General features: G+C 68.9%; 23 protein-coding genes and 2 tRNA genes. 10 read left to right on the top strand and 15 right to left on the bottom strand.

All coding sequences use genetic code 11. The features are described 5' to 3' along the window. Window positions 1–40 precede the first annotated feature (40 nt). Window positions 41–1,096 (bottom strand): 3-isopropylmalate dehydrogenase, encoded by a 1,056-nt coding sequence (locus ACX1D0_RS03100; protein WP_459019440.1) that lies wholly within the window; start codon window positions 1,094–1,096, stop codon window positions 41–43. Between the two features lie 129 nt (window positions 1,097–1,225). Here ACX1D0_RS03100 and cimA point away from each other — a divergent pair, with 129 nt between their 5' ends. Then, on the top strand, window positions 1,226–2,809 hold the full coding sequence (cimA, locus tag ACX1D0_RS03105) for a citramalate synthase (protein WP_459019441.1): 1,584 nt from the start codon (window positions 1,226–1,228) through the stop codon (window positions 2,807–2,809). A 163-nt stretch (window positions 2,810–2,972) separates the two neighbouring features. Here the strand turns inward: cimA and ACX1D0_RS03110 are convergent, their stop codons facing one another. Next, the gene (locus tag ACX1D0_RS03110) at window positions 2,973–4,382 is read right to left on the bottom strand and encodes an IS1380 family transposase (protein WP_459020375.1); all 1,410 of its coding nucleotides are present in this window, start codon (window positions 4,380–4,382) and stop codon (window positions 2,973–2,975) included. A 111-nt stretch (window positions 4,383–4,493) separates the two neighbouring features. Here ACX1D0_RS03110 and ACX1D0_RS03115 point away from each other — a divergent pair, with 111 nt between their 5' ends. Further along, window positions 4,494–5,297 carry a fumarylacetoacetate hydrolase family protein gene (locus tag ACX1D0_RS03115; RefSeq protein ID WP_459019442.1) on the top strand — a complete coding sequence of 268 codons (804 nt, stop codon included), beginning with the start codon at window positions 4,494–4,496 and terminating at the stop codon, window positions 5,295–5,297. Then, window positions 5,294–6,220, top strand: a complete 927-nt coding sequence (locus tag ACX1D0_RS03120; RefSeq protein WP_459019443.1) for a CPBP family intramembrane glutamic endopeptidase — start codon at window positions 5,294–5,296, stop codon at window positions 6,218–6,220. The genes ACX1D0_RS03115 and ACX1D0_RS03120 overlap by 4 nt, the downstream gene beginning before the upstream one ends. 216 nt (window positions 6,221–6,436) lie before the next feature. On the opposite strand, the gene ACX1D0_RS03125 is transcribed toward ACX1D0_RS03120, so the two are convergent. After that, window positions 6,437–7,288: an endonuclease domain-containing protein gene (locus tag ACX1D0_RS03125; RefSeq protein WP_459019444.1), complete on the bottom strand. Its 852-nt coding sequence runs from the start codon at window positions 7,286–7,288 to the stop codon at window positions 6,437–6,439. A gap of 349 nt (window positions 7,289–7,637) precedes the next feature. Between ACX1D0_RS03125 and ACX1D0_RS03130 the strand changes: the two genes are divergently transcribed. Then, window positions 7,638–7,709 (top strand) — tRNA-Gln (locus ACX1D0_RS03130). A gap of 28 nt (window positions 7,710–7,737) precedes the next feature. After that, window positions 7,738–7,813: transfer RNA gene (locus ACX1D0_RS03135), tRNA-Glu, on the top strand. 59 nt (window positions 7,814–7,872) lie between these two features. Here the strand turns inward: ACX1D0_RS03135 and ACX1D0_RS03140 are convergent. Then, window positions 7,873–8,598, bottom strand: a complete 726-nt coding sequence (locus ACX1D0_RS03140) for an IclR family transcriptional regulator (protein WP_459019445.1) — start codon at window positions 8,596–8,598, stop codon at window positions 7,873–7,875. Window positions 8,599–8,708: 110 nt separating this feature from the next. Between ACX1D0_RS03140 and leuC the strand changes: the two genes are divergently transcribed. The 3 genes from leuC (at window position 8,709) to ACX1D0_RS03155 (ending at window position 11,323) form a co-directional block, all read left to right on the top strand. Next, the gene (gene leuC / locus ACX1D0_RS03145; RefSeq protein ID WP_459019446.1) at window positions 8,709–10,115 is read left to right on the top strand and encodes a 3-isopropylmalate dehydratase large subunit; all 1,407 of its coding nucleotides are present in this window, start codon (window positions 8,709–8,711) and stop codon (window positions 10,113–10,115) included. 2 nt (window positions 10,116–10,117) lie between these two features. After that, window positions 10,118–10,732: a 3-isopropylmalate dehydratase small subunit gene (gene leuD, locus ACX1D0_RS03150; RefSeq protein ID WP_459019447.1), complete on the top strand. Its 615-nt coding sequence runs from the start codon at window positions 10,118–10,120 to the stop codon at window positions 10,730–10,732. Window positions 10,733–10,930: 198 nt separating this feature from the next. Beyond that, entirely contained in the window at window positions 10,931–11,323 is a 393-nt protein-coding gene (locus ACX1D0_RS03155; RefSeq protein WP_459019448.1) for a hypothetical protein, read from the top strand. A gap of 537 nt (window positions 11,324–11,860) precedes the next feature. On the opposite strand, the gene ACX1D0_RS03160 is transcribed toward ACX1D0_RS03155, so the two are convergent. Together ACX1D0_RS03160 and ACX1D0_RS03165 are read right to left on the bottom strand one after the other, a co-directional pair. After that, complete coding sequence (locus ACX1D0_RS03160) at window positions 11,861–12,712, bottom strand: DUF427 domain-containing protein (protein ID WP_459019449.1); 852 nt, start codon at window positions 12,710–12,712, stop codon at window positions 11,861–11,863. 45 nt (window positions 12,713–12,757) lie between these two features. Continuing rightward, a complete protein-coding gene (locus tag ACX1D0_RS03165) occupies window positions 12,758–13,165 on the bottom strand; it encodes a nuclear transport factor 2 family protein (RefSeq protein ID WP_459019450.1) in 408 nt (135 codons plus the stop codon). A 138-nt stretch (window positions 13,166–13,303) separates the two neighbouring features. Here ACX1D0_RS03165 and ACX1D0_RS03170 point away from each other — a divergent pair, with 138 nt between their 5' ends. Beyond that, a complete protein-coding gene (locus ACX1D0_RS03170) occupies window positions 13,304–14,575 on the top strand; it encodes an MFS transporter (protein ID WP_459019451.1) in 1,272 nt (423 codons plus the stop codon). A gap of 222 nt (window positions 14,576–14,797) precedes the next feature. Here ACX1D0_RS03170 and ACX1D0_RS03175 read toward each other — a convergent pair whose 3' ends face one another. Then, complete coding sequence (locus ACX1D0_RS03175) at window positions 14,798–15,088, bottom strand: hypothetical protein (RefSeq protein WP_459019452.1); 291 nt, start codon at window positions 15,086–15,088, stop codon at window positions 14,798–14,800. Between the two features lie 93 nt (window positions 15,089–15,181). Further along, window positions 15,182–16,180 carry a YeiH family protein gene (locus tag ACX1D0_RS03180; RefSeq protein ID WP_459019453.1) on the bottom strand — a complete coding sequence of 333 codons (999 nt, stop codon included), beginning with the start codon at window positions 16,178–16,180 and terminating at the stop codon, window positions 15,182–15,184. Between the two features lie 70 nt (window positions 16,181–16,250). Here ACX1D0_RS03180 and ACX1D0_RS03185 point away from each other — a divergent pair, with 70 nt between their 5' ends. Next, window positions 16,251–17,171, top strand: coding sequence for a LysR family transcriptional regulator (locus tag ACX1D0_RS03185; protein WP_459019454.1), 921 nt, complete (start codon window positions 16,251–16,253; stop codon window positions 17,169–17,171). Between the two features lie 152 nt (window positions 17,172–17,323). Here the strand turns inward: ACX1D0_RS03185 and ACX1D0_RS03190 are convergent, their stop codons facing one another. From ACX1D0_RS03190 to ACX1D0_RS03220, 7 genes are all read right to left on the bottom strand, one after another. Continuing rightward, the gene (locus tag ACX1D0_RS03190; RefSeq protein WP_459019455.1) at window positions 17,324–17,719 is read right to left on the bottom strand and encodes a (R)-mandelonitrile lyase; all 396 of its coding nucleotides are present in this window, start codon (window positions 17,717–17,719) and stop codon (window positions 17,324–17,326) included. Then, window positions 17,716–18,102 carry a bleomycin resistance protein gene (locus tag ACX1D0_RS03195; RefSeq protein WP_459019456.1) on the bottom strand — a complete coding sequence of 129 codons (387 nt, stop codon included), beginning with the start codon at window positions 18,100–18,102 and terminating at the stop codon, window positions 17,716–17,718. The genes ACX1D0_RS03190 and ACX1D0_RS03195 overlap by 4 nt, the downstream gene beginning before the upstream one ends. A 604-nt stretch (window positions 18,103–18,706) precedes the next feature. After that, the gene (locus ACX1D0_RS03200) at window positions 18,707–19,615 is read right to left on the bottom strand and encodes a metallophosphoesterase family protein (RefSeq protein WP_459019457.1); all 909 of its coding nucleotides are present in this window, start codon (window positions 19,613–19,615) and stop codon (window positions 18,707–18,709) included. 219 nt (window positions 19,616–19,834) lie between these two features. Further along, complete coding sequence (locus ACX1D0_RS03205; RefSeq protein ID WP_459019458.1) at window positions 19,835–21,169, bottom strand: transaldolase family protein; 1,335 nt, start codon at window positions 21,167–21,169, stop codon at window positions 19,835–19,837. A 118-nt stretch (window positions 21,170–21,287) separates the two neighbouring features. Then, the gene (dhaK, locus tag ACX1D0_RS03210) at window positions 21,288–22,283 is read right to left on the bottom strand and encodes a dihydroxyacetone kinase subunit DhaK (protein ID WP_459019459.1); all 996 of its coding nucleotides are present in this window, start codon (window positions 22,281–22,283) and stop codon (window positions 21,288–21,290) included. A gap of 46 nt (window positions 22,284–22,329) precedes the next feature. Then, on the bottom strand, window positions 22,330–22,965 hold the full coding sequence (gene dhaL / locus ACX1D0_RS03215; protein ID WP_459019460.1) for a dihydroxyacetone kinase subunit DhaL: 636 nt from the start codon (window positions 22,963–22,965) through the stop codon (window positions 22,330–22,332). 2 nt (window positions 22,966–22,967) lie between these two features. After that, the gene (locus ACX1D0_RS03220) at window positions 22,968–23,741 is read right to left on the bottom strand and encodes an HAD-IA family hydrolase (protein WP_459019461.1); all 774 of its coding nucleotides are present in this window, start codon (window positions 23,739–23,741) and stop codon (window positions 22,968–22,970) included.

A 23,741-nucleotide genomic window follows, 5' to 3' on the forward strand; every position in this document is an offset into this window, starting at 1 on the left:
GAGGGCCAGGCGACGAGGGCAGGCCTCGTGCTGGGTGTCGTCAGGCCAGGCGGGCCGCGATCCGATCGCCGGTCTCCGTGGTACGCGACCTGGAGGCACCGCGCTCGGTGATGTCCGCACTGACCGCGTCGTCGATCCGCTGTGCCAGCTCGGGCCTGCCGAGGTGGTCCAGCAGGAGCGCCATCGAGGAGATGGCCGCCGTCGGATCGGCGATTCCCTGGCCCGCGATGTCCGGGGCCGAGCCGTGCACCGGCTCGAACATCGACGGGTACTCGCCGGTGGGGTTGATGTTGGCCGACGCCGCGAGCCCGATGCCGCCGGTGACCGCGGCCGCGAGATCGGTGACGATGTCGCCGAAGAGGTTGTCGGTGACGATGACGTCGAACTGGCTCGGGTCCACCACCATGGCGATCATCGCCGCGTCGATGTGCAGGTAGCGGCGCTCCACGTCCGGGAACTCCTGGCCCACCTCGGTGAAGATGCGGTTCCACAGGCTGCCGGCGTTGACCAGCACGTTGTGCTTGTGCAGCAGGGTGAGCTGGCCGCGGCGGGCCTTGGCGCGGCGGTAGGCGTCGCGAACCACGCGCTCCACGCCGTAGGCGGTGTTGACGGAGACCTCCGTGGCCAGTTCGTGCGGTGTGCCGACGCGCACGGCGCCGCCGTTGCCGCAGTAGAGCCCCTCGGTGCCCTCGCGCACCACCACGAAGTCGACGGTCTTGCCCTCGACGATCCGGGGCGCCAACGGCGTGGGCACGCCGGGGTACAGCTTCGAGGGGCGCAGGTTGATCGCGTGGTCGAACGCGAAGCGCAGCTTCAGCAACAGGCCCCGCTCCAGTAGGCCGCTCGGGATCGCCTTCGAACCAGGCGCGGCGCCCACGGCGCCCAGCACGATGGCGTCGACGCCCTTCAACTCCTCCAGCACCGAGTCCGGGAGCACCTCACCGGTGCGCTGCCAGCGCTCGGCGCCCAGGTCGTAGTGGACGAAGCTGAAGGCGTCTGCGCCCGCGACGGCGGTGAGCGCCTTGAGGGCCTCGGCGGTCACCTCGGGGCCGATGCCGTCGCCGCCGATGACGGCGATGGTGCTGGTGTGAGTCATGGCAGGACCCTACGGCGTCGCCGATTTGTCAGGGTAGGGGTGAGGGGTGCCCGTCCACTGGCTGAGACAGGGCGGGTCCGTCCGCTCGGGGTATCCTTCGCTCTGACTGACCACCCTTGGGAGAGATCAATGCCGATGCTGCCGACCCGCCCGGCCGAGTTCCACGTCTTCGACACCTCACTGCGCGACGGCGCGCAGCAGGAGGGGCTTCACCTCACGGTGCCGGACAAGCTGAAGATCGCCGGCTACCTCGACGAGCTGGGCGTCACCTTCATCGAGGGCGGCTGGCCCGGCGCCAACCCCAACGACACGGAGTTCTTCGTCCGCGCGAAGGAGCTCAACCTCCAGCGTTCCCAGTTGGTGGCCTTCGGCGCCACCCGCAAGGCGGGCGCCAAGGCGTCGGAGGACGCCCTGGCACAGGCGCTGGTGGACGCCGGCACCGAGGTCATCTGCATCGTCGCGAAGTCGCATGACGAGCACGTGTTCCGCGCGCTGCGCACCACGCTCGAGGAGAACCTCGCGATGGTCACCGACACCGTGCAGTACCTGCGCTCGCAGGGCAAGCGGGTGTTCGTGGACTGTGAGCACTTCTTCGACGGCTACCGCGCCAACCCCGAGTACGCCATCCAGGTGGTGCAGACCGCCCACGACGCCGGCGCCGAGGTGGTGGTGCTGTGCGACACCAACGGCGGCATGCTGCCCAGCTGGATGGGTGAGGTGATCGAGGCAGCCGCCGCCACCGGTGCGAAGCTCGGCGTGCACTGCCACAACGACACCGCGTGCGCCGTCGCCAACACCCTGGCCGCCGTCGAGGCCGGCGTGATGCACGTCCAGGGCACCTTCAACGGCTACGGCGAGCGCACCGGCAACGCGGACCTCTCCGCGCTCATCCCCAACCTGCAGCTCAAGTACGGGTGGGACATCCTGCCCCCGGAGCAGCTCGGGGACCTGACGCGCGTGGCGCACGCCATTGCGTTGGTGGCGCACCAGCCGCTGCTCGGGCGCCAGCCCTACGTCGGCCACTCCAGCTTCGCGCACAAGGCGGGGCTGCACGCCTCGGCGATCAAGGTGGACGAGAACCTCTACCAGCACATCGACCCGGCCCTCGTCGGCAACGACATGCGCATGCTGATCTCGGACATGGCGGGCCGCGCGAACATCCAGATCAAGGGCGAGCAGTTGGGCTTCGACCTCGCGGACCGCGAGCTCGCCGCGTCCATCACCGCGCGGGTCAAGTCGCGCGAGGCCGAGGGGTATTCCTACGAGTCGGCGGACGCGTCGTTCGAGATGCTGTTGCGCGACGAGCTGGGCATCCTGGAGCTCCCGTTCCAGGTCCAGTCGTGGCGCGTCTTCACCGAGGAGCGCGACGGAATCAACATTTCCGAGGCCACGGTCAAGCTCACCGCCAAGGGGGAGCGGCACATGGTGGTGGGGGAGGGCAACGGCCCCGTCAACGCCCTCGACGGCGCCCTGCGACAGGCCCTCGCGGCACCGTTCCCGGAGGTTGCCGAGTTCGAGCTGACGGATTACCGCGTGCGGATCCTGGACGAGGGACACGGCACCGACGCCTCCGTGCGCACGCTCATCGACACGTCGTACAACGGCTCGACCTGGACGACGGTGGGTGTGGGCACCAACGTCATCGAGGCCTCGTGGGAGGCGCTGATGGACTCCCTGGCCTACGGCATCCTCACGCACGTGGCGGCCGAGTAGCCTCCACTAGCCTCCCTCTTTCATGAGGCGGCTTGAGAGCTGTCAGCTGGGCTGTCGGAGCCCGATTTGAACACTGGGCCGGTTGAGGGCGTGACTGTTGGCCGGCTGACGCTGCCGGGCGGCGGTTCTCCAGGTTTCCTCGGGTAGTGGCGGTCGGTTGGGGTCAGGCTGGTGGGATCGCGGCGATCCGGGCGAACGCGGCCACGAGGTGCTCAACCCAGGGCCAGCTCTTCGGGAGGCGCAGCCGTCGCCGCCGGGCGCCGTGGACCAGTCGGGCCGGGACGTGCAGCAGCCGATACCTGAGTGCCTTGGGTTCGGCCTTGGCGAGGTCACCGTCGAGGGCCAGCATCTTGAACCAGGCGACCAGGTCGGCGGCGATCATCGTCAGGGTCAGCCAGGTCTGGTTGATGCTGAACTCGCGCGACGGGAAACGTCCCAAGCCCGAGTCCTTGGCGTGACGGATCCGGTCCTCAACCCGGGCATGCGCCCGATGCCGGGCCTCAAGGAACTGCAACTGCCCCGCGGCTGTGTTGGTGGCAAACGCTTGATACCGCCACCCGTCGGCCTCTTCAAACAGCGACAACTGCGCCCCCGGATGCGGGCGTTCCCGGCGCAGGATCACCCGCATCCCCGCCGGCCAACCATCGAGATTGAGCAGTCCTGTGACCTCGGCGACCTCCCCGCCCTCTCGAACCTCACCATCGGCCTTCAGCGCCGGAGACCATGACCCGACCGGCAACTGCGTGATCGCATCGCGCACGTTCTCGCCGATGGTGAACCCCACGCTGTAGTGCAAGATCCGGCCTCTGACTTGGCCTTGCGCATGGAGCCAGTCCAGCAACTGGTGGGAGGCGCCGGCCCCGTCACAGCGGATCAACAGGTTGCGGCGATACGGCATCGGGATCTGGGTGATCGCCTCGCCCAGGACCTGAATGTGATCCACGGCGGTGTTCGACCCCGCCCGACCGGTTCGCAGCGCGGCGGCGAGGAACTCGTGCGTGTTGTCGCACCACACACCGATCGGGTGATACCCGAAGGTTCGTTTGAACGTCGGCGACGCGAGTTCCTTCTCCGAATGCGTGACCACGATCGTGGCATCGACATCCAACACCACGGTGCTGCCGAGATCGGTGCCAGCGACCCGAGAGGCCGGAACTCCGCCAGCGCCTGTCAGCTGGGCCCAGACGTGGCGCCGGACACGGGCCCGGGCCGTGGCGATCTTCCTACGCCTGGCGTCCGTGACCTCATCCAGCGCCCGCCACACCGTCGGAGCTGAGGCGACCGGCCCCAGCACTTGGGATTGGTGACGCAGGACGTCGATGTCGGAGATCGCCTCACCGCCGTCGGCGAGCAGCACCGCGACATCGGTCAGCACCTGGCCGCGGTCATGGACCGAGGGGACGAAACCGCGCCTGGCCATCGCTGTCGAGAGACCACCGGTCAGCCCGACCCGGTCAGCCAACAAGCGAAGCCCGATGCTGCCTGCGTGGGCGACCACCCCGGTCCCGTCACCTGTGACTGACAACCCCGACGACCACGCAGTATCCTTCACTTGCCGAGTGCCTTCCGCTATGGGTCTTTTGAGCTTCGCAACTCCAAGTATCCCGTAGTCAGAAGGCACTCTGGCTCATTTACGGCACAGGTCGCCCACACGCCATGAACGATCGAGGCTAGGCTTGGGGCCATGCGCATCGCACGTTTCGTCAAGGATGGCCAGGACCCCGCCTACGGGATCATCGAACTCGCCGTGGACGGGGGGGACCATCCCGACACCATCGCGGCGCTCACCGGTGACCCCCTGGCCGGCGTCGCGGTCAACTACACCGGTGAGCGCCACGACCTCGACGAGGTCCGCCTGCTCGCGCCCGTGATCCCGCGCAGCAAGATCGTCGGCGTCGGGAGGAACTACGCCGATCACGCCAAGGAGATGGGCGGCGAGGTGCCGGAGGCGCCGCTGCTGTTCTTCAAGCCCAACACCTCCGTGATCGGCCCCGACGAGACCATCCTCCGCCCGGCCGGCTGCGAGAACCTCCACTACGAGGGTGAGCTGGCCATCGTCATCGGGCGCATCTGCAAGCAGGTGCCGCCGGAGCGGGTGCCCGAGGTGATCTTCGGCTACACCATCGCCAACGACGTGACCGCCCGCGACTGGCAGGGCACCGACGGCCAGTGGGCCCGGGCCAAGGGGTCGGACACGTTCCTGCCGCTCGGGCCGTGGATGAACACCCACCTCACCATCGAGGAGGCCGAGCACCTGACGCTGGAGACCCGCCTGGGCGACGAGGTGCGCCAGCAGGGCTCCACGTCCCAGATGGTGCGCGGCATCGTCGAGCTGGTCACCTACATCTCCTCGTTCACGACGCTGTTGCCGGGTGACCTCATCCTGACGGGCACGCCGGCCGGTGTCGGGTCGATGGTGCCGGGAGACGTGGTGAGCGTCGAGATCGACGGCCTGGGCGTCCTGAGCAACCCCGTCGCCGACGCGTGACCCAGCCGCCGCAGCTGGCGCTGTTCGGCGAGCCGCTGGACCCGCCGTCGGGGCTGTCGTATCCGCTGGCACTCCGGCGGCCGGGGTTCTCGACGTTCACCGACGTGTTCGGGGGCCTGCTGGCCTTCAGCGCGTTCGCGCTGGTGGTGCCGCTGGTGTCCGCGCTGGTGCTCCGCGTCGGCTTCCTGATGCGCGGCGGGGGCGACTTCGCGCAGTACTCGGCCGCGGCGTCGGCGTATGAGCTGCCCGAGGGGCCGGCGGCAGGTCACCTGGCGCTGGCCGCCCTGATCCCGGTGACGATCCTCCTGGTGCGCTACGTGCACGGCGTGCGGCCTCGGTGGCTGGCCTCCGTCCAGCCGGGAATGCGGTGGCGGTACCTGGCCATGTCGCTGGTGGTGGCCGCCGTGGTGCTCAACGCGGTGCTGTGGGCCTCGTTCGCCACCGGGGAGATGCCGGTCTTCCACGGGGGCCAGGAGGGCTGGGTGGCGTTCGCGGTCATGGTGGCGCTTACGGCGCCGCTGCAGGTGGCCGCCGAGGAGGTCTTCTTCCGGGGGTATCTGCTGCAGGTGATCGGCTCGGCCACAGGCCGGGCGTGGGCCGGCGTCGTCGGATCCGCGCTGGTGTTCGCGCTGCTGCACGGGGTGCAGAATCCTGCTCTGTTCGCTCACCGGCTGGCGTTCGGGCTGGTTGCCGGGGCGTTGGTGGTGGTCACCGGGGGGCTGGAGGCGGGGATCGCGGCGCACGTGGTCAACAATGTCGCGGCGTACGGATACGCGATCTTCACCTCATCGGTGGCGGAGTTGCGGGGCGTGACGTCGATCACCTGGGCGGAGGCGGCGTGGAACGTCGCGGGGTTCGCGGTGTTCGGGGTCGCGGCGTGGTGGCTGGGCCGCCGACTCCGGGTCGCGACGGTCACCCCCTGACTCCACCGTCGTACTCGTTCACGCCGTCGCCGTCTGCCATCCGTGCCTGGCGATGAGCATGGCTTGGCTCGGCGTGGGGGTGCGTTGAGCCGATAGATGGGTTCGCGGTGTGGCCCACACCTGGCTTGAGCGTGAGACCCTTGGCGAACCCATCCATCGGCTCAACACGAAGTCCCGCCGCGGCCCTTTAGGGAGTTGAGGGTGATCGGAGTGGGGTCAGAGTGGGCGCAGCTGAAGAAGTCCGAGGGTTGTCTCCACCAGGCTGGGCAGGCTCTTCTCCGTGAAGTGGGCGACGAGCCACCCAGCCTTGATGAGGGCGAGGTCGCGGGCGCGATCTGCATGGAAAGCCTCCGGTGAGCTGTGGAACGCGTAGCCGTCAAACTCCAGAGCGATCTTTCGCTCGCGGAAGCCGGCGTCGACGTAGTACTTGCGCCCGCCGATGAAGACGGGCAGGTTCGCGCGCCACCCCGTGATGCCAGCAGCGCGAAGCGCGGCGTGTGCCGACAACTCGAGCGCAGACCAGGGCGAGTCAGCGGACTGCTCGAGGAGGTCGCGGCGAAGCTTGTTGCCGCGACGGCGCGGCGTGAGTGACAGCGCGTGCTTCATCTGCTTCAGGGTGCATGCACTACGCCGAAGGGCCTGCTGAATCGGCTCCGCACCCAGGTCCGGGATGAGATCCAGCACGGTCAGCGCTGGCACGGTGCACAGCACGCCGTCGCGCCTGGTCAGGAGTTGCTTGGGGATGAGGCGCTCTTCCACTTCCATTCCGTAGCCGGGGCGGATCGCGCGGCGGCAGGCGAGTTCGAGCGTGGGCTTCTGGTCGATCTCCGGCCAGAAGGTGAGTGCGGCGGCGCTGCGCCGGACCAGGGCGATGTCGTCTCCGTAGGCCTTCACCGCGCGAAGCCGCCCCGCAGTTGTCGTGCTGGCACCCAGGCTCCCGTAGACACCCGGGAGGAGCCGTTCGAGTTGGCCGCGGAAGGCGGAGGAGTTCAGCGCGCGTGCCTTGTGTGGGGCGAGCCGGGCCGTGACCACGCCGTCGGCGACTCCCCGGATGATCTCGGGATCCATGTGACCAGTCTCCGCAGCGCCCGGGCCGCAGCCAAGGGCCCGGGCCGCGCCTGTGGATAACTCAGCAGCAACGGGGGCGTGGCTGCGGATTGGGGGGGAGTTGAACCGATGGATGGGTTCGAGAAGGGGGCCACGCTCAACGCACGTGTGGGGACGGCCGCGAACCCATCCATCGGCTCAACTCACTACCCGAGCCCAGCTCACAGCGACGGCGGCGAGGGGCCGGCCGCGGCGGGCTACGCGGGACGCTTGCCCCACGGCGGCCGGCGGAGCGACGTGGGGAGTCGGTTTGCGGGGCGGTGAAGCCCTGGTGTAGGGTTCATCTTCGTGCTCGGGTGACCGGGCGCACAGGGGTATGGGGTAATTGGCAGCCCGCCGGATTCTGGTTCCGTCAGTCTAGGTTCGAGTCCTAGTACCCCTGCGGAAGGTGTTAAACTCCTTCTCGCTAGGGCCCCGTTGTGTAGCGGCCTAGCACGCCGCCCTCTCAAGGCGGTAGCGCGGGTTCGAATCCCGTCGGGGCTACCAGATGGAAAGTCCCCCAGTCGGAAACGGCTGGGGGACTTCGTCGTTCTCGGCCGCTGCCGCTACTCGGGTGCCCCGCTGCGTCGCAGCACTTCACTGAGCCGCTCCGCCGCGGCGAGCACCGCTGGGGCGTGGAGGCGGCCGGGGGAGCGGGTCAGCCGCTCGATGGGGCCGGAGACGGACACCGCCGCAATCAGCTTGCCCGACGGCGCCAGCACGGGGGCCGACACGGACGCTACGCCCGCCTCCCGCTCGGCCACGGACTGGGCCCAGCCGCGCCGTCGCACCCCCTGCAGGGTGGACATGGTGAACGACGCGCCCTCCAGCAGCTTCTCCAGCTTGTCCGGCTCCTCCCACGCCAGGAGCACCTGCGCCGCGGAGCCGGCCGTCATCGGCAGCTGGGAACCCACGGGCACGGTGTCGCGGAGCCCGGTGGGCCGTTCGACGGAGGCCACGCAGATGCGGGTGTCGCCTTGGCGCCGGAACATCTGGACCGACTCGCCGGTGATGTCGCGCAGCCTGGTGAGGATGGGGCCGGCGGTGGACAGCAGGGGATCCTCGCCCGCGGATTCCGCGAGCTCGATCAGGCGTGGCCCCAGCACGAAACGCCCCTGAAGGTCCCGTCCGACGAGGCGGTGATGTTCGAGTGCCACCGCGAGCCGGTGGGCCGTCGGGCGCGCCAGCCCGGTGGCCGTGACCAGGCCCGCGAGGGTCAGGGGATTGCGCTCGAGCGCCGCCAGTACCGAGGCGGCCTTGTCGAGCACGCCAACTCCACTTGTGTCGTCCATATGGTGAGATTATCAATCCACTATGTGGACACGCAACCCGGCGGGCCTGAATGCATCGGACATACTTGGGCCCAGAATTTCTGCACGCTGTTCGCCTGAGAAGAGGAACCATGGGCAAGACCCTGAGCGAAAAGGTCTGGGACGCACACGTCGTCCGCGCGGTGGAGGGGGAGCCTGACCTGCTCTACATCGACCTGCACCTCGTCCATGAGGTGACGAGCCCGCAGGCGTTCGACGGGCTGCGCCTGGCCGGCCGCCCCGTCCGCCGCCCGGACCTCACCCTGGCCACCGAGGACCACAACACGCCCACCCTCAACATCAACCTGCCGATCGCAGACCCGGTGTCGCGCACGCAGGTGGACACGCTGCGCAAGAACGCGGCCGAGTTCGGCATCCGCATCCACTCGCTGGGTGACCGCGACCAGGGCGTCGTGCACATCATCGGCCCCCAGCTGGGGGTCACCCAGCCGGGCATGACCATCGTCTGCGGCGACTCGCACACCTCCACCCACGGCGCGTTCGGCGCGCTGGCCTTCGGCATCGGCACCTCCGAGGTGGAGCACGTGCTGGCCACCCAGACGCTGCCGCAGAAGAAGCCCAAGACCATGGCGGTCAACATCAACGGCGAGCTGCCCGACGGCGTCACCGCCAAGGACGTCGTGCTGGCGCTCATCGCCAAGGTGGGCACCGGCGGCGGCCAGGGCTACATCGTCGAGTACCGCGGCTCCACCGTCGAGGCGCTCTCGATGGAGGGCCGCATGACGATTTGCAACATGTCGATCGAGTGGGGCGCCAAGGCGGGCATGATGGCCCCCGACGAGACCACGTTCGCCTACCTCAAGGGCCGCCCGCACGCGCCCGAGGGCGAGGACTGGGACGCCGCCGTCGAGTACTGGAAGACGCTGCGCACCGACGACGACGCCACCTTCGACGTCGAGGTGGACATCGACGCCACCCTGCTCTCACCCTTCGTCACATGGGGTACCAACCCCGGCCACGGCGTGCCGCTGGCCGGCGTGGTGCCGGCGCCTGAGGACTTCGAGTCCGAGGTGGAGCAGGCCACCGCCAAGCGCGCGCTGGAGTACATGGCGCTGACCCCCGGCACGGCGATGCGCGACATCACCGTCGACACCGTGTTCCTGGGCTCCTGCACCAACGGCCGGATCGAGGACCTGCGCCTGGCCGCATCCATCCTGGAGGGCCAGCACATCGCCGACGGCGTGCGCATGCTCGTGGTGCCCGGCTCGGCCCGGGTGCGCCTGCAGGCCGAGTCCGAGGGCCTGGACAAGATCTTCCTGGACTTCGGGGCCGAGTGGCGTGCCGCCGGCTGCTCGATGTGCCTGGGCATGAACCCGGACCAGCTGGCGCCGGGGGAGCGGGCGGCGTCGACGTCGAACCGCAACTTCGAGGGCCGCCAGGGCAAGGGTGGCCGCACTCACCTGGTGTCGCCGCCAGTTGCCGCCGCCACCGCCATCGTCGGCCACCTGGCCGCTCCCGCCGACCTGATTGGACGCTGATCATGGAACCCTTCGTCAACCACACCGGCGTGGCCGTCCCGCTGCGCCGCTCCAACGTCGACACCGACCAGATCATCCCGGCGGTGTACCTCAAGCGGATCACCCGCACCGGCTTCGAGGACGGGCTGTTCGCCGCCTGGCGCAACGACCCCGAGTTCGTGCTCAACAAGGAGCCGTTCAAGACCGGCACCATCCTGATCCCCGGCCCCGACTTCGGCACCGGCTCGTCGCGCGAGCACGCGGTGTGGGCGCTGCAGAACTACGGCTTCAAGGTGGTCGTCGGCAGCCGCTTCGGCGACATCTTCCGCTCCAACTCCGGCAAGGCCGGCCTGCTGGTGGCGCAGATCTCCGAAGCCGACGTGGACCGGCTCTGGGACGCCATCGACGCGGACCCGAACGTGCCCACCACGGTGGACCTCCCGAGCCAGACGATCACCCGCGGCGACGTGGTGGTGAGCTTCGAGATGGACGAGTACACCAAGCACCGCCTCCTCAACGGCCTCGACGACATCTCGCTGACCCTGATGCAGGCGGACTCGATCTCCGCCTACGAGGCGACGCGGCCGTCGTTCAAGCCGAAGACGCTGCCGGTGCGGACGGCCGACACGGTCGCCTGAGCCCGAGCTGAGGCGACTGTGTCGCCGACCTCTGCAACTTTCTTCCTGGAGAGCGGCATCTGTGAATATTCGCAGATGCCGCTCTCTGCGTAGGACGATGCAGGTCACGTCCGGCCGCGCAGGCAGGGTGGTGGGTCATCGGCCGCCCATGGGACGCGCGTCGTCAATGGGGCGAGGGGACGTCCCTGCACTTCGACTGTGACCTCCCCTGACGGTGCGCTGAATACCCGCGATGACGCGTCGGCCCCGCGCCGCTTCGACCGCTTCGGCCGCGGGATGTACGGCGCGTTCCTGCTGTGGGGATGGTTGCTCTACGCGTTCGGCGCGGTGATCCGGCTCCTGGGTGCGGAGGCCGCTTCGGTGCGGCCGAGATCGGGCTGCAACATGGTCATCGCGGCCGCGCAGCGCCTGGCTGGGCGCTGCGCGCCTCTCTGCCTCGGCGGCATCTCACTGACGCTGCAGGTGCGCTTGAGCGGCCCGCAACCCGACGCTGCCGTGTGTTGCAGGCCGATGGCTCTGCCGGTGAGTACACCGTCGCGTGCCCTTGGCCGACGTGGTGTCGGCCTCGCCTCAGCAACTTTCTACCTATAGAGCGGCTTCTGCGTATATGCACAGATACCGCTGTATGCGTAGGAAGTTGCAGGTCACCCCCGGCGCTGGTGACGACCACACCGTGCCAGTCGCCGTCGAGGATCATCCTGAGCAGCCACGCGCCGGGCATTGTGAGAAATTCTTACGAGATTCTTCTGATATGGGCCTTGCGCAGGTGCCGCAAGAAGCGTGTAATGGTGGGTACGCAGAAGCCATCGGAAGCCGAACCCACAGAGAAGAGCCACGATGGAACAAGCGGTCGAGTGGTTTCCAGATGCATTGCCGACGATCATCGCCGACGCCCGCCGAGACGGACGGGTAGGTCTCAGAGCCACACGAGTCCGGGAGCCGTCCTCCCCCGAACCATTTGCGAAGGCCGAGCGTTGATTCAATGCTCGGCCTTCGTGCTGTCCACGGTGGGAGGGCAGGTCCGCGCACTGGGCCCCGTTCACGGCGCACACCACGAAGTCGCCGTTGCGGGCACTCACCACCGCCGCCTGCCCGCTGTCTGGCTGGTTCCCTACTTCAGCCCCATGTTCACTGCCCTGGCGGGGTGGCCGGGGGTGGGCCCGCGCTAGACCAGGGGGTGCGCGGCCGAGGCTGGCTCTCGCCATCGAGGGTGAGGTCGAGTCGCTCGGTGAAGAAGGCGATGAGGTTCCGAACAGGTTCCCCGTCGTGGAGCGGATCCTCGTAGGACCACGCAATGTCAGGCAACAGGGTGTCCCCGACCCGGGCGGACCAGTACGACGCGCGACCCTTATAGGCGCAGATGGTGCGCGTCTCGGAAGGCTCGAGGAGATTCATCGCGACGTCCTCGCGCGGAACGTAGAAGCGCGGCGGAAGGTGTGTCTCCAAGAGCAGGATGGGCCGGTTGGTGGAGGCGAGGCTGATGCCGGCGTGTGCGATGTGCACGCGGCGGCTCGAACGAAGGCAGTCGATCCGGTCGAAGGGGTCGTGCGGGTGACCCATGACAGGCTCGTCCTCTTCGTACCACTGGGTGAATGCGTTCCAGTCCAGGACGACGTACCCGGCCAGGTCCGGATCGTCAGGCCTGAAGGCCGCAGCTGTCAGGCTGGCGTGGGGCGTCTGGATCGTCAGGGGAGTGCCAGGCGCCGTGTGCGCGGTGAACGGGGTGTTCGGATCGACGACGGGTGGGCCGTCCTCCAGCGACACCGGCCGCTCGAGCGCTCCCATGGTCTCCACCGCGACGAGGTGCCCGACGACGTCATCCTCAGGAACGGCGTACGACCCCACCGCACGCCGCGGCTCCCAGACCAGGAGGGCCCGGCGGGTGTCGACGACGGTCTGGGCCCCGACGGTGGCTCGGATCCACTTCCGGACCGGATGGATGCGCAGGTCTCCGATCGCGCTCCACCACAACTGACTCATCCGCGTCGCCATGACACCAGTTTCCACCCAGCCCCCGCTGTGAGCTCAGAACATGCCGTTGGCGTTCGCCGAATGGTCGGGCACCACCTGCAGCACGTCCCAATGCTCGACGACCTTTCCGTTCGCGTCGAGGCGGAAGATGTCGATCCCGGCGTAGTCGTGGTCGCCCGGCCAGGTCTGGCGGCAGTGCAGCACGACGTAGTCGTCCTCGGCGATCGCACGAACGAACTCGACCCTCTTGCCGGGGTATTGGGCGCCCATCCGCTCGAAGTACTCGACGAAGGCCTCCTTGCCGTCGCCGACATGGGGATTGTGTTGGGTGTAGGTGTCGCCGGCGTAGCGCTGGATCGCCTCGGCCGGCCGGCACTGGTTGAACATGAGGTCGTAGAACTCCTGCACGTTCCGCTTGTTGATCTGCTCGCGCTCGTATCCAGACACCTGCGCACCCTTCATTGATCGGCTATCAGTGGCAACTCGGTGGCTCTCGGCATATTCCGCGAGCCCACGACGCCGACGATGTCGGCGCCGCTCACCTACGCCGACCACCGGCCCGCGAGGCGGGTCTGGTGTCGAGGTCTCTACACTGCGACAGTGACCTCCCCAGACGATGTGTCGACCCCTCGCGACGACCCGTCTGCGCCGGCCCGGTTCGACGGTTTCAGCGTCGGTCTCTACGGGGCTTTCGTGCTGTGGGGCTGGCTGCTCTACACGTTCGGCCCGGTGATCCAGATTCTGGGCGGCGAGCTGGGCTTCAGCGCGGCGGAAATCGGTCTGCATGGGACCGCGCTGGCGATCGGGACGGCGCTGGCGGGCGGGGTCCTGGCCCCCGTCGTCCAGGCGCTCGGCCGACGCGGGGCCCTCCTGCTCGGGGCGGGCCTGGTCGCGGCCGGCGCTGTTGGGTTGACGGTGCTGTCGTCCCTGCCTGAGACGATGACCGCGGCGGTGGTGCTCGCCCTCGGAGGCAACATGGCCATCGCGGCGGCCCAGGCCGGGCTCGTCCTCTATCACTGGCTCAAGCCGGCGGACGCCGTCACCACCGCTAACGGGCTGGGGACGCTGGTGGGTCTACTGGGCCCCGTGGCGATCGGCGCCGGTGTGGCGGCGGGGTTCGGCTGGCGCCCCGTGGTCCTGGTGACGGTGCCGATGAGTGTGGTCATGGCCGTCGTCTGGCTGCGGATGCCGGCGTCGCGTGCGATGACGCCACGTGGTCAGTCCGGGCCGACCAGTGCCGATCCTCCTCGCGGCGCCGAGAGGATTGGGGTCCTGGGGCGTTCATTGGACCAGCTGCCCGCCGCTGGCTGGTGGTTCCTGCTGGCCATGCTGATGGGGGTGGCCATCGAGAACGCCACAACGTTCTGGGCGCTCCCTCTGATGACCGAGCGCACCGGCGCGGGGACGGCCGTGGCCGCGGCCGCGGTGGCCGCCTTCATCGGGGGCATGGCGACCTCGCGGCTGATCTCGTGGTGGTTCACGGCCCGTTACCCACCGAGCCGGCTCGTGGTTGTGGCCTTCGGCGTCACCGCCGTCGGCTGGCTGGCGCTGTGGCTGGCCACGGTGCCGCCGGTTGCGATCCTGGGGCTTGCGGTGTCGGGGATGGGCTGCGGCCTGCTGTACCCCTTTGCGTCCAGCATCATGCTCTCCACCGCGCGCGGGTCCAAGGATGCAGCCCAAGGGCTGGTCATGGTGGCGCTCGGCGTCGCCGTCGGCGTGGTGCCGTTCATACTCGGCGTGCTCGCCGACGCCGCGGGCGTGCACACCGCGTTCCTGCTCATTCCCGCTCTGGCGGCGATGGGGGCGGCTGCGGCCTGGCTCGGTGCGTTGAAGCTCTCACCGGCGACAGCGCCGATCGTGACCACCAGCTGATCGCGACCGCGCCGGCGAGTCCCAGGGACCGGATCCTGCGCAGCGGCGAAGTGATCGACACCGCGCAGTACTCGATCACCGACGGCGACTGGCCCGCCGTCCGCGCCCCGGGGACGGGGTGGCGCCGGTGACGGCCCCCCAGAACGCTGCCAGCGCAGCCGGGTCTCTGGCTTCGATATCGATGGCGCCGATGGAGATCAGGGATGGCTCAGGGTGTCGACACTAGGCGGTCCAACCGAGCAGGGCTTCGCCGAGCGAGACTCCACCCACCAGGAGACCAAGCGCCAGAACGGGCACCACCAGCACCCACAACGGGTGCCGGCGCACGAGGGAAATGGCGACGACCAGGAGCACCACCCAGAGGATGAGGAAGCCAACCAGCCAAGGTGCGGGCGTGACGAGCCCCGCCGCCACATAGAAGTAGCCCACAACGACATGAAGCACGATCCCAAGGATCCCCAGCGCGCGCTTCCAGCCGGATCGGGCTGGCAGCGCGGGGGACGATTGACTCATCCTTCAACGCTACTCTCAGTCAGCGCGAGAGGACAGGGCGGCCGCGGTGCGGGAGGCCCACGAGGGCGGGGTGCCTGATCGTCGACGGCGTCCCTAGCCGAGCGCGACCGCTCCCGCGAGGCCGATGGCGCCGATGAGGAGGGTCGCGGCGGCGCCCAGCACCAGCGGTGTGCGTCCGACCGTCGCCAGGGCCCGCAGGTCCACGCCGAGCCCGAGCGCGAACATCGCCGCGGCCAGCAGCAGCTGCTGAACGTGCCCCAGGCCCGCGAGCGCAGGCTCCGGGATCAGCCCCGTCGTCCGCGCGGCCATCGCGACCAGGAAGCCGACGACGAACACCGGTACCACCGGCGGCAGCCGCACATCCCGCGCCCCACCGCCGGGCAGCGCACGGACGCGCCGTCGCTCCCGGACGGCGAGCACCCCCATCACCGGGGCCAGCAGCGCCACCCGGGCCAGTTTGACCGTGACCGCCACAGCCAGGGCTTCGGCCCCGACCAGGCCCGCGGCCGCCACCACCTGGGCCACCTCGTGCGTGGAGGCGCCGATCCACAGTCCCGCGGCGGTCGGCGTCAGGCCGAGGAGGACGACGAGGAGAGGCAGCGCCACGATCATCCCGGTGCCGAACACCACCACCAGCGCCACGGCCGTGGCCACCTCCTCCTCGTCGGCGTCGGTCACCCCCTCGGCGGCCGCGACCGCCGCGGCGCCGCAGATCGAGAACCCCGCGGCCACCAGCAGCGACTGCTCGGCGCCCAGCCCGAGGCGTCGCCCCAGCCAGGCGGTCGCGGCGAAGGTGACGCCGACCGCCGTCGCGACGAGGGCCAGGGTTGCGGGCCCGAGCCCGGCCACCGTCACCAGCGACACCTGCAGCCCCAGCAGCACGATCCCAACCCGCAGCAGTTGCCGGCCGGCCACCGCGACACCCGGGGCCCACCCCGCCGTCGTGCCGCGCGCCGACCGCCAGGCCACGCCGGCGAGGATCGCCACCAGCAGCGGGCTGGCGAGCGGCACCACGCAGCCCACAGCGACCGACGCGACGGCGGCCACCAGGCAGGCGGCAAGGCCGGGGGCGACGGTGCGGAGGGAGTTCACCCCTCTACGGTGCGCCGTCGGGAACCCGTGACGGTAACCCGATCGGGACAGCAACCCATATGATCGCGATATGACCGCCATAACGCCCGACGAGCCCGGCCTCCCTGCCCTGCGGCTGCTGGTCGCCGTCGCCGAGCAGGGGTCGCTGGGCGCCGCCGCCCGGGAGATCGGCATGGCGCAATCCAACGCGAGCCGCGCCCTGGCCGGGCTGGAGCGACGGCTCGGGTTCGCCGTCGTGCGGCGCAGCGCCGCCGGCTCCGACGTCACTCCCGAGGGGGCGCTGGTGGTGGGCTGGGCGCGGGAGGTGGTCGAGGCCATGGACCGGCTGATGGCGGGCGCCGGCGCGGTGACGGCCACCGCCGGGGGAGCGGTGACGGTGGCGGCGAGCATGACGATCGCGGAGTACCTCGCGCCCGTGTGGCTGGCGGCGCTGCGGCGCAGCCACCCTGAGGCCGCCGTCTCCCTGGAGATCCTCAACTCCGACGCGGTGATCGAGGCGGTGCGGCACGCGCGGGTGGCCGTCGGGTTCATCGAGTCGCCGGATGTGCCTGAGGATGTGTCCAGCCGGCTGGTGGGCCGCGACCGCCTCGTCGTGATCATCCCTCCCGAGCATGCGTGGGCCGAGCGTCGCGGTGCCGTGACGCTGGAGGAGCTGGCCGGCACAGCACTCGTCGAACGGGAGCCCGGCTCAGGGACGCGTCGCTTCCTCGACCGGGCCGCCGCGTCCGCAGGTGTGGCAGCGCGGGCCACCCCAGTGGCGCAGTTGTCGAGCAACGCCGCCATCGTCGCCGCCGTGGCCGCAGGGCTGGGCCCGGCCGTGTTGAGCAACCACGCCGTCCGCGGTGCGCTCATGGACGGCCGGGTGCTCGCTGTCCCCGTCGAGGGTGGATCCATCGAGCGGGAACTGCGCGCCGTGTGGATGGGTGGGCCGGCCCCTCGGGGTGTCGCCGGCCGGCTGGTCGACGTGGCCGCGTCAACGCAGACCTCCTAGCGCCCCGCGGAGCCGTGCGAACGCTCACGCACCTTCTGCCCTGGCCGTCATGAGTCACCCGCGACCCTCGCGTCCTCACAGCTGCAAGTCAGCCCCGCCCACTTCCGAGAAGGAGGCGGAAGTCCTGCATTTCCATGGGGCTCACCATCCTGTCAGGCGCGGTACTCGTCGTCGATGACGTGCTCGAGCCAGGTGACGACCTCGCCCTGGTCGTCGGCCTCGTGGATGGCGACATGCGCCATGAACCGGTCGGCGGTGGCGCCGTGCCAATGCTCCTCGTTCGGCTCGATGTAGACCACGTCGCCGGGGCGGATCTCCTGCACCTCGCCGCCACGCCGGGCGACGAACCCGATGCCGTCGGTGACGTAGAGGGTCTGTCCCTTCGGGTGCTTGTGCCAGGCCGTCCTCGCGCCCGGGGTGAACCTCACGTGCGCCGAGCCGACGGCGGACTGCTCGTCCGGGGTGCGGATGGCGTCGAGGAACACGGTGCCGGTGAACCAGTCCGCCGGTCCTTGCGTTGTCTGGCCGCCGCTGTGGGTGAACTTCATGGGGTGGCTTCCTTTCGTGTGTCAGGGTTCTGGACCAGCCGGAGCAGTGAGCCGTCGGGGTCGAGCAGGGCGCCGATCCTCATGCCGGATGGCTCAAGTCTGGGCCCGTGCACGCGCGGCCAGCCCATCGTCGACTCGGGAATGCCGGCGGTCCGGCACTCGGCATGGAAGGCGTCCACGTCGTCCAGGCGGAGGCACGCTCCGAAGGACGACGTCGCCGGATCCAGATCCGCGTGAGGGAAGAACTCGAGAGTGACCCCGCCTCGCTGAAGCATCAGCCAGCCCGAGTCCTGGAAGGCGACCGAGAACCCGAGCCGTGAGTAGAACGTGACCGTCGCGGCGAAGCTGCGCGACGGGAGGTTCGGCGTGGCGTGGTCGACCATCCTCGGACCCTAACACTCGGCTGGTGCGCTCAGTCGGTGGTAGGGCGCGCTCCGCGGTGGCGTGATTCCTTGTAGGTGTCCACTCCCTGCGGAGCTGAGCCATAGCCCGTCGCTGCGTTGGTGGGCAACGAGTCGTCCGCGTTGGGCGGCCGCTCGGATCGCGACGAGGCTGAGGTCGGCGTCGACGAGGGCCGCAATGGGGACGAGCTTCGCGGGCCCGGCCACGTTGGGAATCCACCTCGCGCAGGACCAGGGTGTTGCCTTCCAAGGCTGTGGAGTGGTGGGCTTCCAGGTGCCAGATGTCGGTCCACGCGTACGCGGACTCCTCGGGAGAGGGGAGCCCTCCGAGTCTGGTGCGTAGCTCGGCAAGTTGGCTGTCGAGCCGGGCATGGACCGTGGCCCGGGAAGGGCGTCCTCGGGCCATCGTCTCTCCTGACTTTGTTCACTCGAATGAACAGCAAAATGAACTAAACAAAGTCGAGCCTCCAGGCACCTTGTTCAGCGGTTGCCGCGGCGAATAGAACTAAACGTTCTCGTGGTCGGCGACGTTCGGTATCAAGCCGTGCCGTCGGAGCAGTCGAGCGCGTAGCGAATAAGTACCGGGTCAGTGGCTCGTCGACGAGCGGCGAAGATCGTATGTGGACAGCGGCTCCGGTCCCGCCATCACTCGGCGGGTGACCTGCAGGATCGCGTCCTCGTTGGGGTCCACGCGCCATCGGACGAGAGAGATGGAGCCGTTCTCGATCTCCAGTGCGGTGATGTGCGACGGGTAGACGCAGCTGCCGGAGTTGAAGTAGGGCATCTGGTTGGCGCGCGGGAACTTCTCGCGGTGGGTGTGGCCGCAGATCAGTGCGATGCCGTTGTTGCGGATCCACTTCACGTAGTTGCGCTCCACCTTGTGCCGCTTGTCGGAGTTGGCCACGGGGCTCGTGGGGCTGTGGAACCCGAACGCGTGCGCATACCTCCAGAACGCGCGCATCATGAACCGGCTGAACCTCCAGGCCTGGTCGTTGGGGAAGTCGCCCTGGTGCCCGTGCACGAGCAGGATGTCCTGCCCGGTCTTCCGGTGCCGGAACACGACCGCCTCCACCGCCTCCAATCCGTGGAAGAACGGCTCGATCTCGCCGGTCACCGCGTCCTTCGCGGTCCACAGGTGCTCACGGACGTACCCGGGCTCTCTCAAGACCAGGTCATGGTTGCCCCACATCCGGATCAGTCTGCCCGCGTGGTGGAACTGGAGCAGCTGCTCCCACACGGCGCGGTTGGCCCTGATGATGTGCTTGTAGTCGTGCTCCCAGAGCTCGTCGCCGTCGCCGGCCTCCACGTAGGTGAAGCCGTTCTTCCAGTAGTAGTTCATCGCGGCCGTGAACGAGTTCTTGTTCTTGAGGAACTCGTCGGACTTGGAGCCGTCCCCGCGATGGCAGTCGCTCATGATGACGTAGCGGGAGGTGTCGTCGATGAGCTCGACGCGGGCGTCCCTGTAGGCCTCCGTCAGCCGTGTCATCGTCTTCACAGCAATCACCGCCATGCTCGGTCGTGTGCCTCCGATCATAGGTCGGTGGCGACGGGGGCGTCCGCCAATCGCCGAGGTGGCTGCGAGCCGCGACTCCTGGACTCCCGCGCCCCCCACGATGAGTAGCACCGACACCTTCGCACCCGGCAACGTCAGACCAGACCGCAACGCGCAGGGCCTCGGCCGCTGGTGGAGGCCGGCGGCCCGCGTCGCGTCGGGTCAACCGGTGGGCGCGCTTCGGGCGGCCTTCATGAAGCGGCGCTGGTAGCTGACCACCAGGCTCGCGGAGGCGAAGCGGGCGAGGTAGCGGGGCTCCGCAGTGACCACCACCTGCCCGGTCATGTCGGTGAACTCCGGTTCGGTGAGCAGGCGGTCAATGTCGGGGTACATCGAATCGCCCTCCATCGAGCAGATGATCAGCCTGGTCTCAGGCAGGTTGGCAGCGCGCAGCACCCGCAGGTTGTGTCGGACACAGTCCAGGCCGTCGGAGCCCTCAGGCTCGCGGTAGCGGCGGTAACGGACGAGCCACTCGGCGCGTTCCCGCACCGTCGACAGTTCGAACCCGTCGTCCCCCTCGGCGAGCATGTCGCTGGCGATCATGTAGTCGCGGAGCTGCTCCAGTATCGACTCGTCGCCGGAGTTGGAGTGCTCCTCCAGCAGGGCCGCCATCCGCTGCGTCTGAATCAGCCGGTGGCGCACGAAGGAATTGATGAACGCCGGCTTCGCCTGCAAGGCGAGCAGGGCCTGATGGGGTTCGAACATGAGCGTGAAGTTCACCCGGAAGCCGTGGTCGCGGAGCCTGAGCGCCAGATCGTGACCTAGGAAGGCATCCCTGGTAGCGGGCTCCCACCAGCGCTGGGTGAGCCTCGTCGAACCACCCAGAAGTTGCTCGACGTTGGCCCCGTTGACCGGGCCGGTGTGCGGGACCTTGATGACCACCCGCCAGCGTGACAGGACCTCCCGCATCGCCTCGGCCTCCGCCAACACCCGTTCGAAATCGGGATCGAAGGGATTGTTCAGCTCCACGCTGATGTCGGCGCCGGGGCCGAGGATCCTGCCGAGTTCGCCCATCACCTCGTCGCGCGTGTGGAACTTGTGTCCGACGTTGGCCGATTCGTTGTTGATGAACAGGTCGTAGATGATGCCGGGGTTGCAGGTGAGGTTGGCCACCAGAGGGGCGATCGGCGCCAGCTCGTAGGGGTTGGCCGTGTCGGCGGAGAGCAGGACCTTCGTCGGGCGCGGGACGCCGTCGACGTCTCGCGAGATGTCGCGGACCAGGTCCGCCCGCAGGACGCCGGCGGCGTGCCGCTCCAACTCCACCCGGAAGCCTGCGGGCGTGTGTCCAGCGGGGGTCCCGAAGTGGTCCACCACGGCCCGGAACTCGTCGGTGACGCCCACGTGATTGACCGTGCCGGCGAGTTCGCGGTACAGCGCCGCATCGATGGGCATGCGCGCCACGCGTGCGACGTACTCATCCTCCCCCCGCACCGGAGGTGCCCCCAGCGCCTCCAGCGTCGACCTCAGTGATGGCCTCCCGATGGCCGGGGCAGTCATGGTGGTGCTCCTGTTCTGTGAGGAGATGGCGACGTCGGGACGCCCGTTCCTCGCGTGGCTGCCTTGCTGGGCAGCCCGCGAGGAACGAGCGGCGGGTAGAGGCGCTGAGCCGAGGGGATCAGAAGATGCGGTTCACAATCTCCGCTGGTGCCTCGAGCAGGCGCTCGATCTCATCGTCGAGCTTCACCAGGGTGATCGATGCGCCGGCCATCTCCAGCGAGGTGCAGTACTCGCCGACGTAGCTGCGGGCAATGGTCAAGCCCTTGGCCTGGAGCTTCTCCGCGGCGATGCCGTAGAGCAGGTACAGCTCGCTGATCGGGGTGCCGCCCAGGCCGTTGACCATCAACGCGACGCGGTCGCCGGACTCGTAGGGCAGGTCGGGCACGATCGCATCCAGCATCTCCTCGACGATCTCATCGGCAGAGACCATCTTCGCGCGACGACGGCCCGGCTCGCCGTGGATGCCGACGCCGAGTTCCATCTCGTCGTCTCCGAGCTGGAAGAGCGGCTCACCCTTGGCCGGCGGGGTGCACGCGGTGAGCGCCACGCCCATGGTGCGTGCCACGGAGTTGACCTTCTCGCCGATCGCCTTGACCTCGGCCAGGCTCGCGCCCTCCTCGGCCAGCGCGCCGCACGCCTTCATGACGAAGAAGTTGCCGGCCACGCCGCGGCGTCCGACGGTGTAGAGCGAGTCCTGCACGGCGACGTCGTCGTCGATGAACAGGGTGTCGCAGGTCACGCCGTCGGCCTCGGCCATTTCCTGGGCCATCTCGAACGCCATCCGGTCACCGGTGTAGTTGTTGACCAGCAGCAGGACGCCCTTGTCAGAGGCGACGAGCTTGGCGGTCTCGTAGACGTAGTCCGCCGGTGGGGCGGAGAACACGTCACCGGGGCACGCGGCGTCGAGCATTCCCTTGCCCACCACCATCACGTGTGCGGGCTCGTGGCCGGAGCCGGAGCCCTGGACGATGCTGACCTTGTTGTTGTTGGGCGCATCAGCGCGCATGATCAGGTTGTACTCGGGTACGTACTTGATCGTGTCCGGGTTGGCGAGCGCGATTCCCTTGAGCATCTCGGGAACGAACTGCTTCGGATCGTTGACGAACTTCTTCATTGTCTCCCCTTTGCTGGTGGCTGCTGGTGGTGGTGTGGGTTCTGGGTCAGTCGGTGGGCCAGGTGTCGGCGAGCCGCTCGGCGAGGACGGCGATAGCCATCGCCCCCGCATCCACCGATCCGATGCTGCGTTCGCCGGTGTAGCTGGCGCGGCCACGGCGGGCCTGCAGTTGCGCGGTGGCCTCGGCCTCGCGTCGTGCGGTGTCGGCGAAGGCTCGCATCGCCGCGGCGGCCGTGGACCCCTTCTCGATCTCGGCCTCCAACGTGTCGATCGCGGGGCACAGAGCGTCGAGGAGGGTCTTCTCCCCGAGCTCGGCGTGGCCTCTGGCCTTGATCCCTTCGACGGCGGCGCGCAGCCCGCGCACCACGTCGGCGGCGGTGAACTCGTCGGAGCCCTTGAGTGCGCTTCCCATCCGGAGGAAGGCGGTACCCCAGATCGGCCCGGAGGTGCCCCCGACACGCGCCGAGAATGCCATCGCGACCTTGGTGATGAGCACTCCGGGGTCGGTGCGGTCGAACTCGTCCCACTTCTCCAGGACGATCTCGAATCCGCGGGCCAGTGAGTAGCCGAAGTCGCCGTCGCCGACGACCGCGTCCAGTTCACCGAAGTACTTCTCGTTCTCACAGATGGCTTCCGCGAGTGTGTGGACGACGCGTTCGACGTCGGCGATGTTTCCCGGCATTGCTACTCCTTCTCGGTGGTGGGGATGAGGCGGACGATGTCGGAGAGCTCGACGATGCGCCCCCCGAGATCGCCCGCCAAGTCGGTGGAGGGGACCGGGTTACCCGGATCCCCAAGGTGCTCCACCACGCGGACCGCTCCGGTGAAGTCGTCGTTGTGGGTGTAGGTGCTGACGGTGACCAACGTGGTGAGGCCGGCGGCGAGGGCCGACGCGCAGCCGATGCCGCTGTCCTCGACCACCAGGCAGTCGGCCGGGTCAAGCCCCAGGTCATCGAGGACCTTCAGGTAGATGTCCGGCGCCGGCTTCTTGTGAGCGACGATGTCGCCGGCAAAGACGTGACACTTCGCAGCTGCCTCCGCGCCGACGGCGTGCTCCAGCACGGCACGCACCGACGGCTCCGCGGAGGTGGAGGCGACGGCGACCGTCCAGCCCTCGGCGAGGGCTTCCGTGATGATGCGGTGGATCCCGGGCCGGGCGGGCAGCTCACCCGCGCGCGCCCGTTCCTGGAAGAGGGCCGACTTGCGCTTGTGGAGCTGACCGATCAGCTCAGCGCGGGCCTCCTCGTCAGCGCGGCCGTGTTCCGCGGCGAACTCGGGGGTGATCTCGCTGGCCATGCGTTCCTTGCCGCCGCCGATCTCGAGGAGTTCGCCGTAACGCTCCTGGGACCAGGTGATCGGGAGGCCGAACTCCCGGAAGGTCTGGTTGAACGCGGGTAGGTGGCCGTCGCGCTCGGTGTCGGCGAGCACGCCGTCGCAGTCGAAGATGAGGGCGGTCAT

This window comes from Tessaracoccus pujii (genome assembly GCF_054483895.1).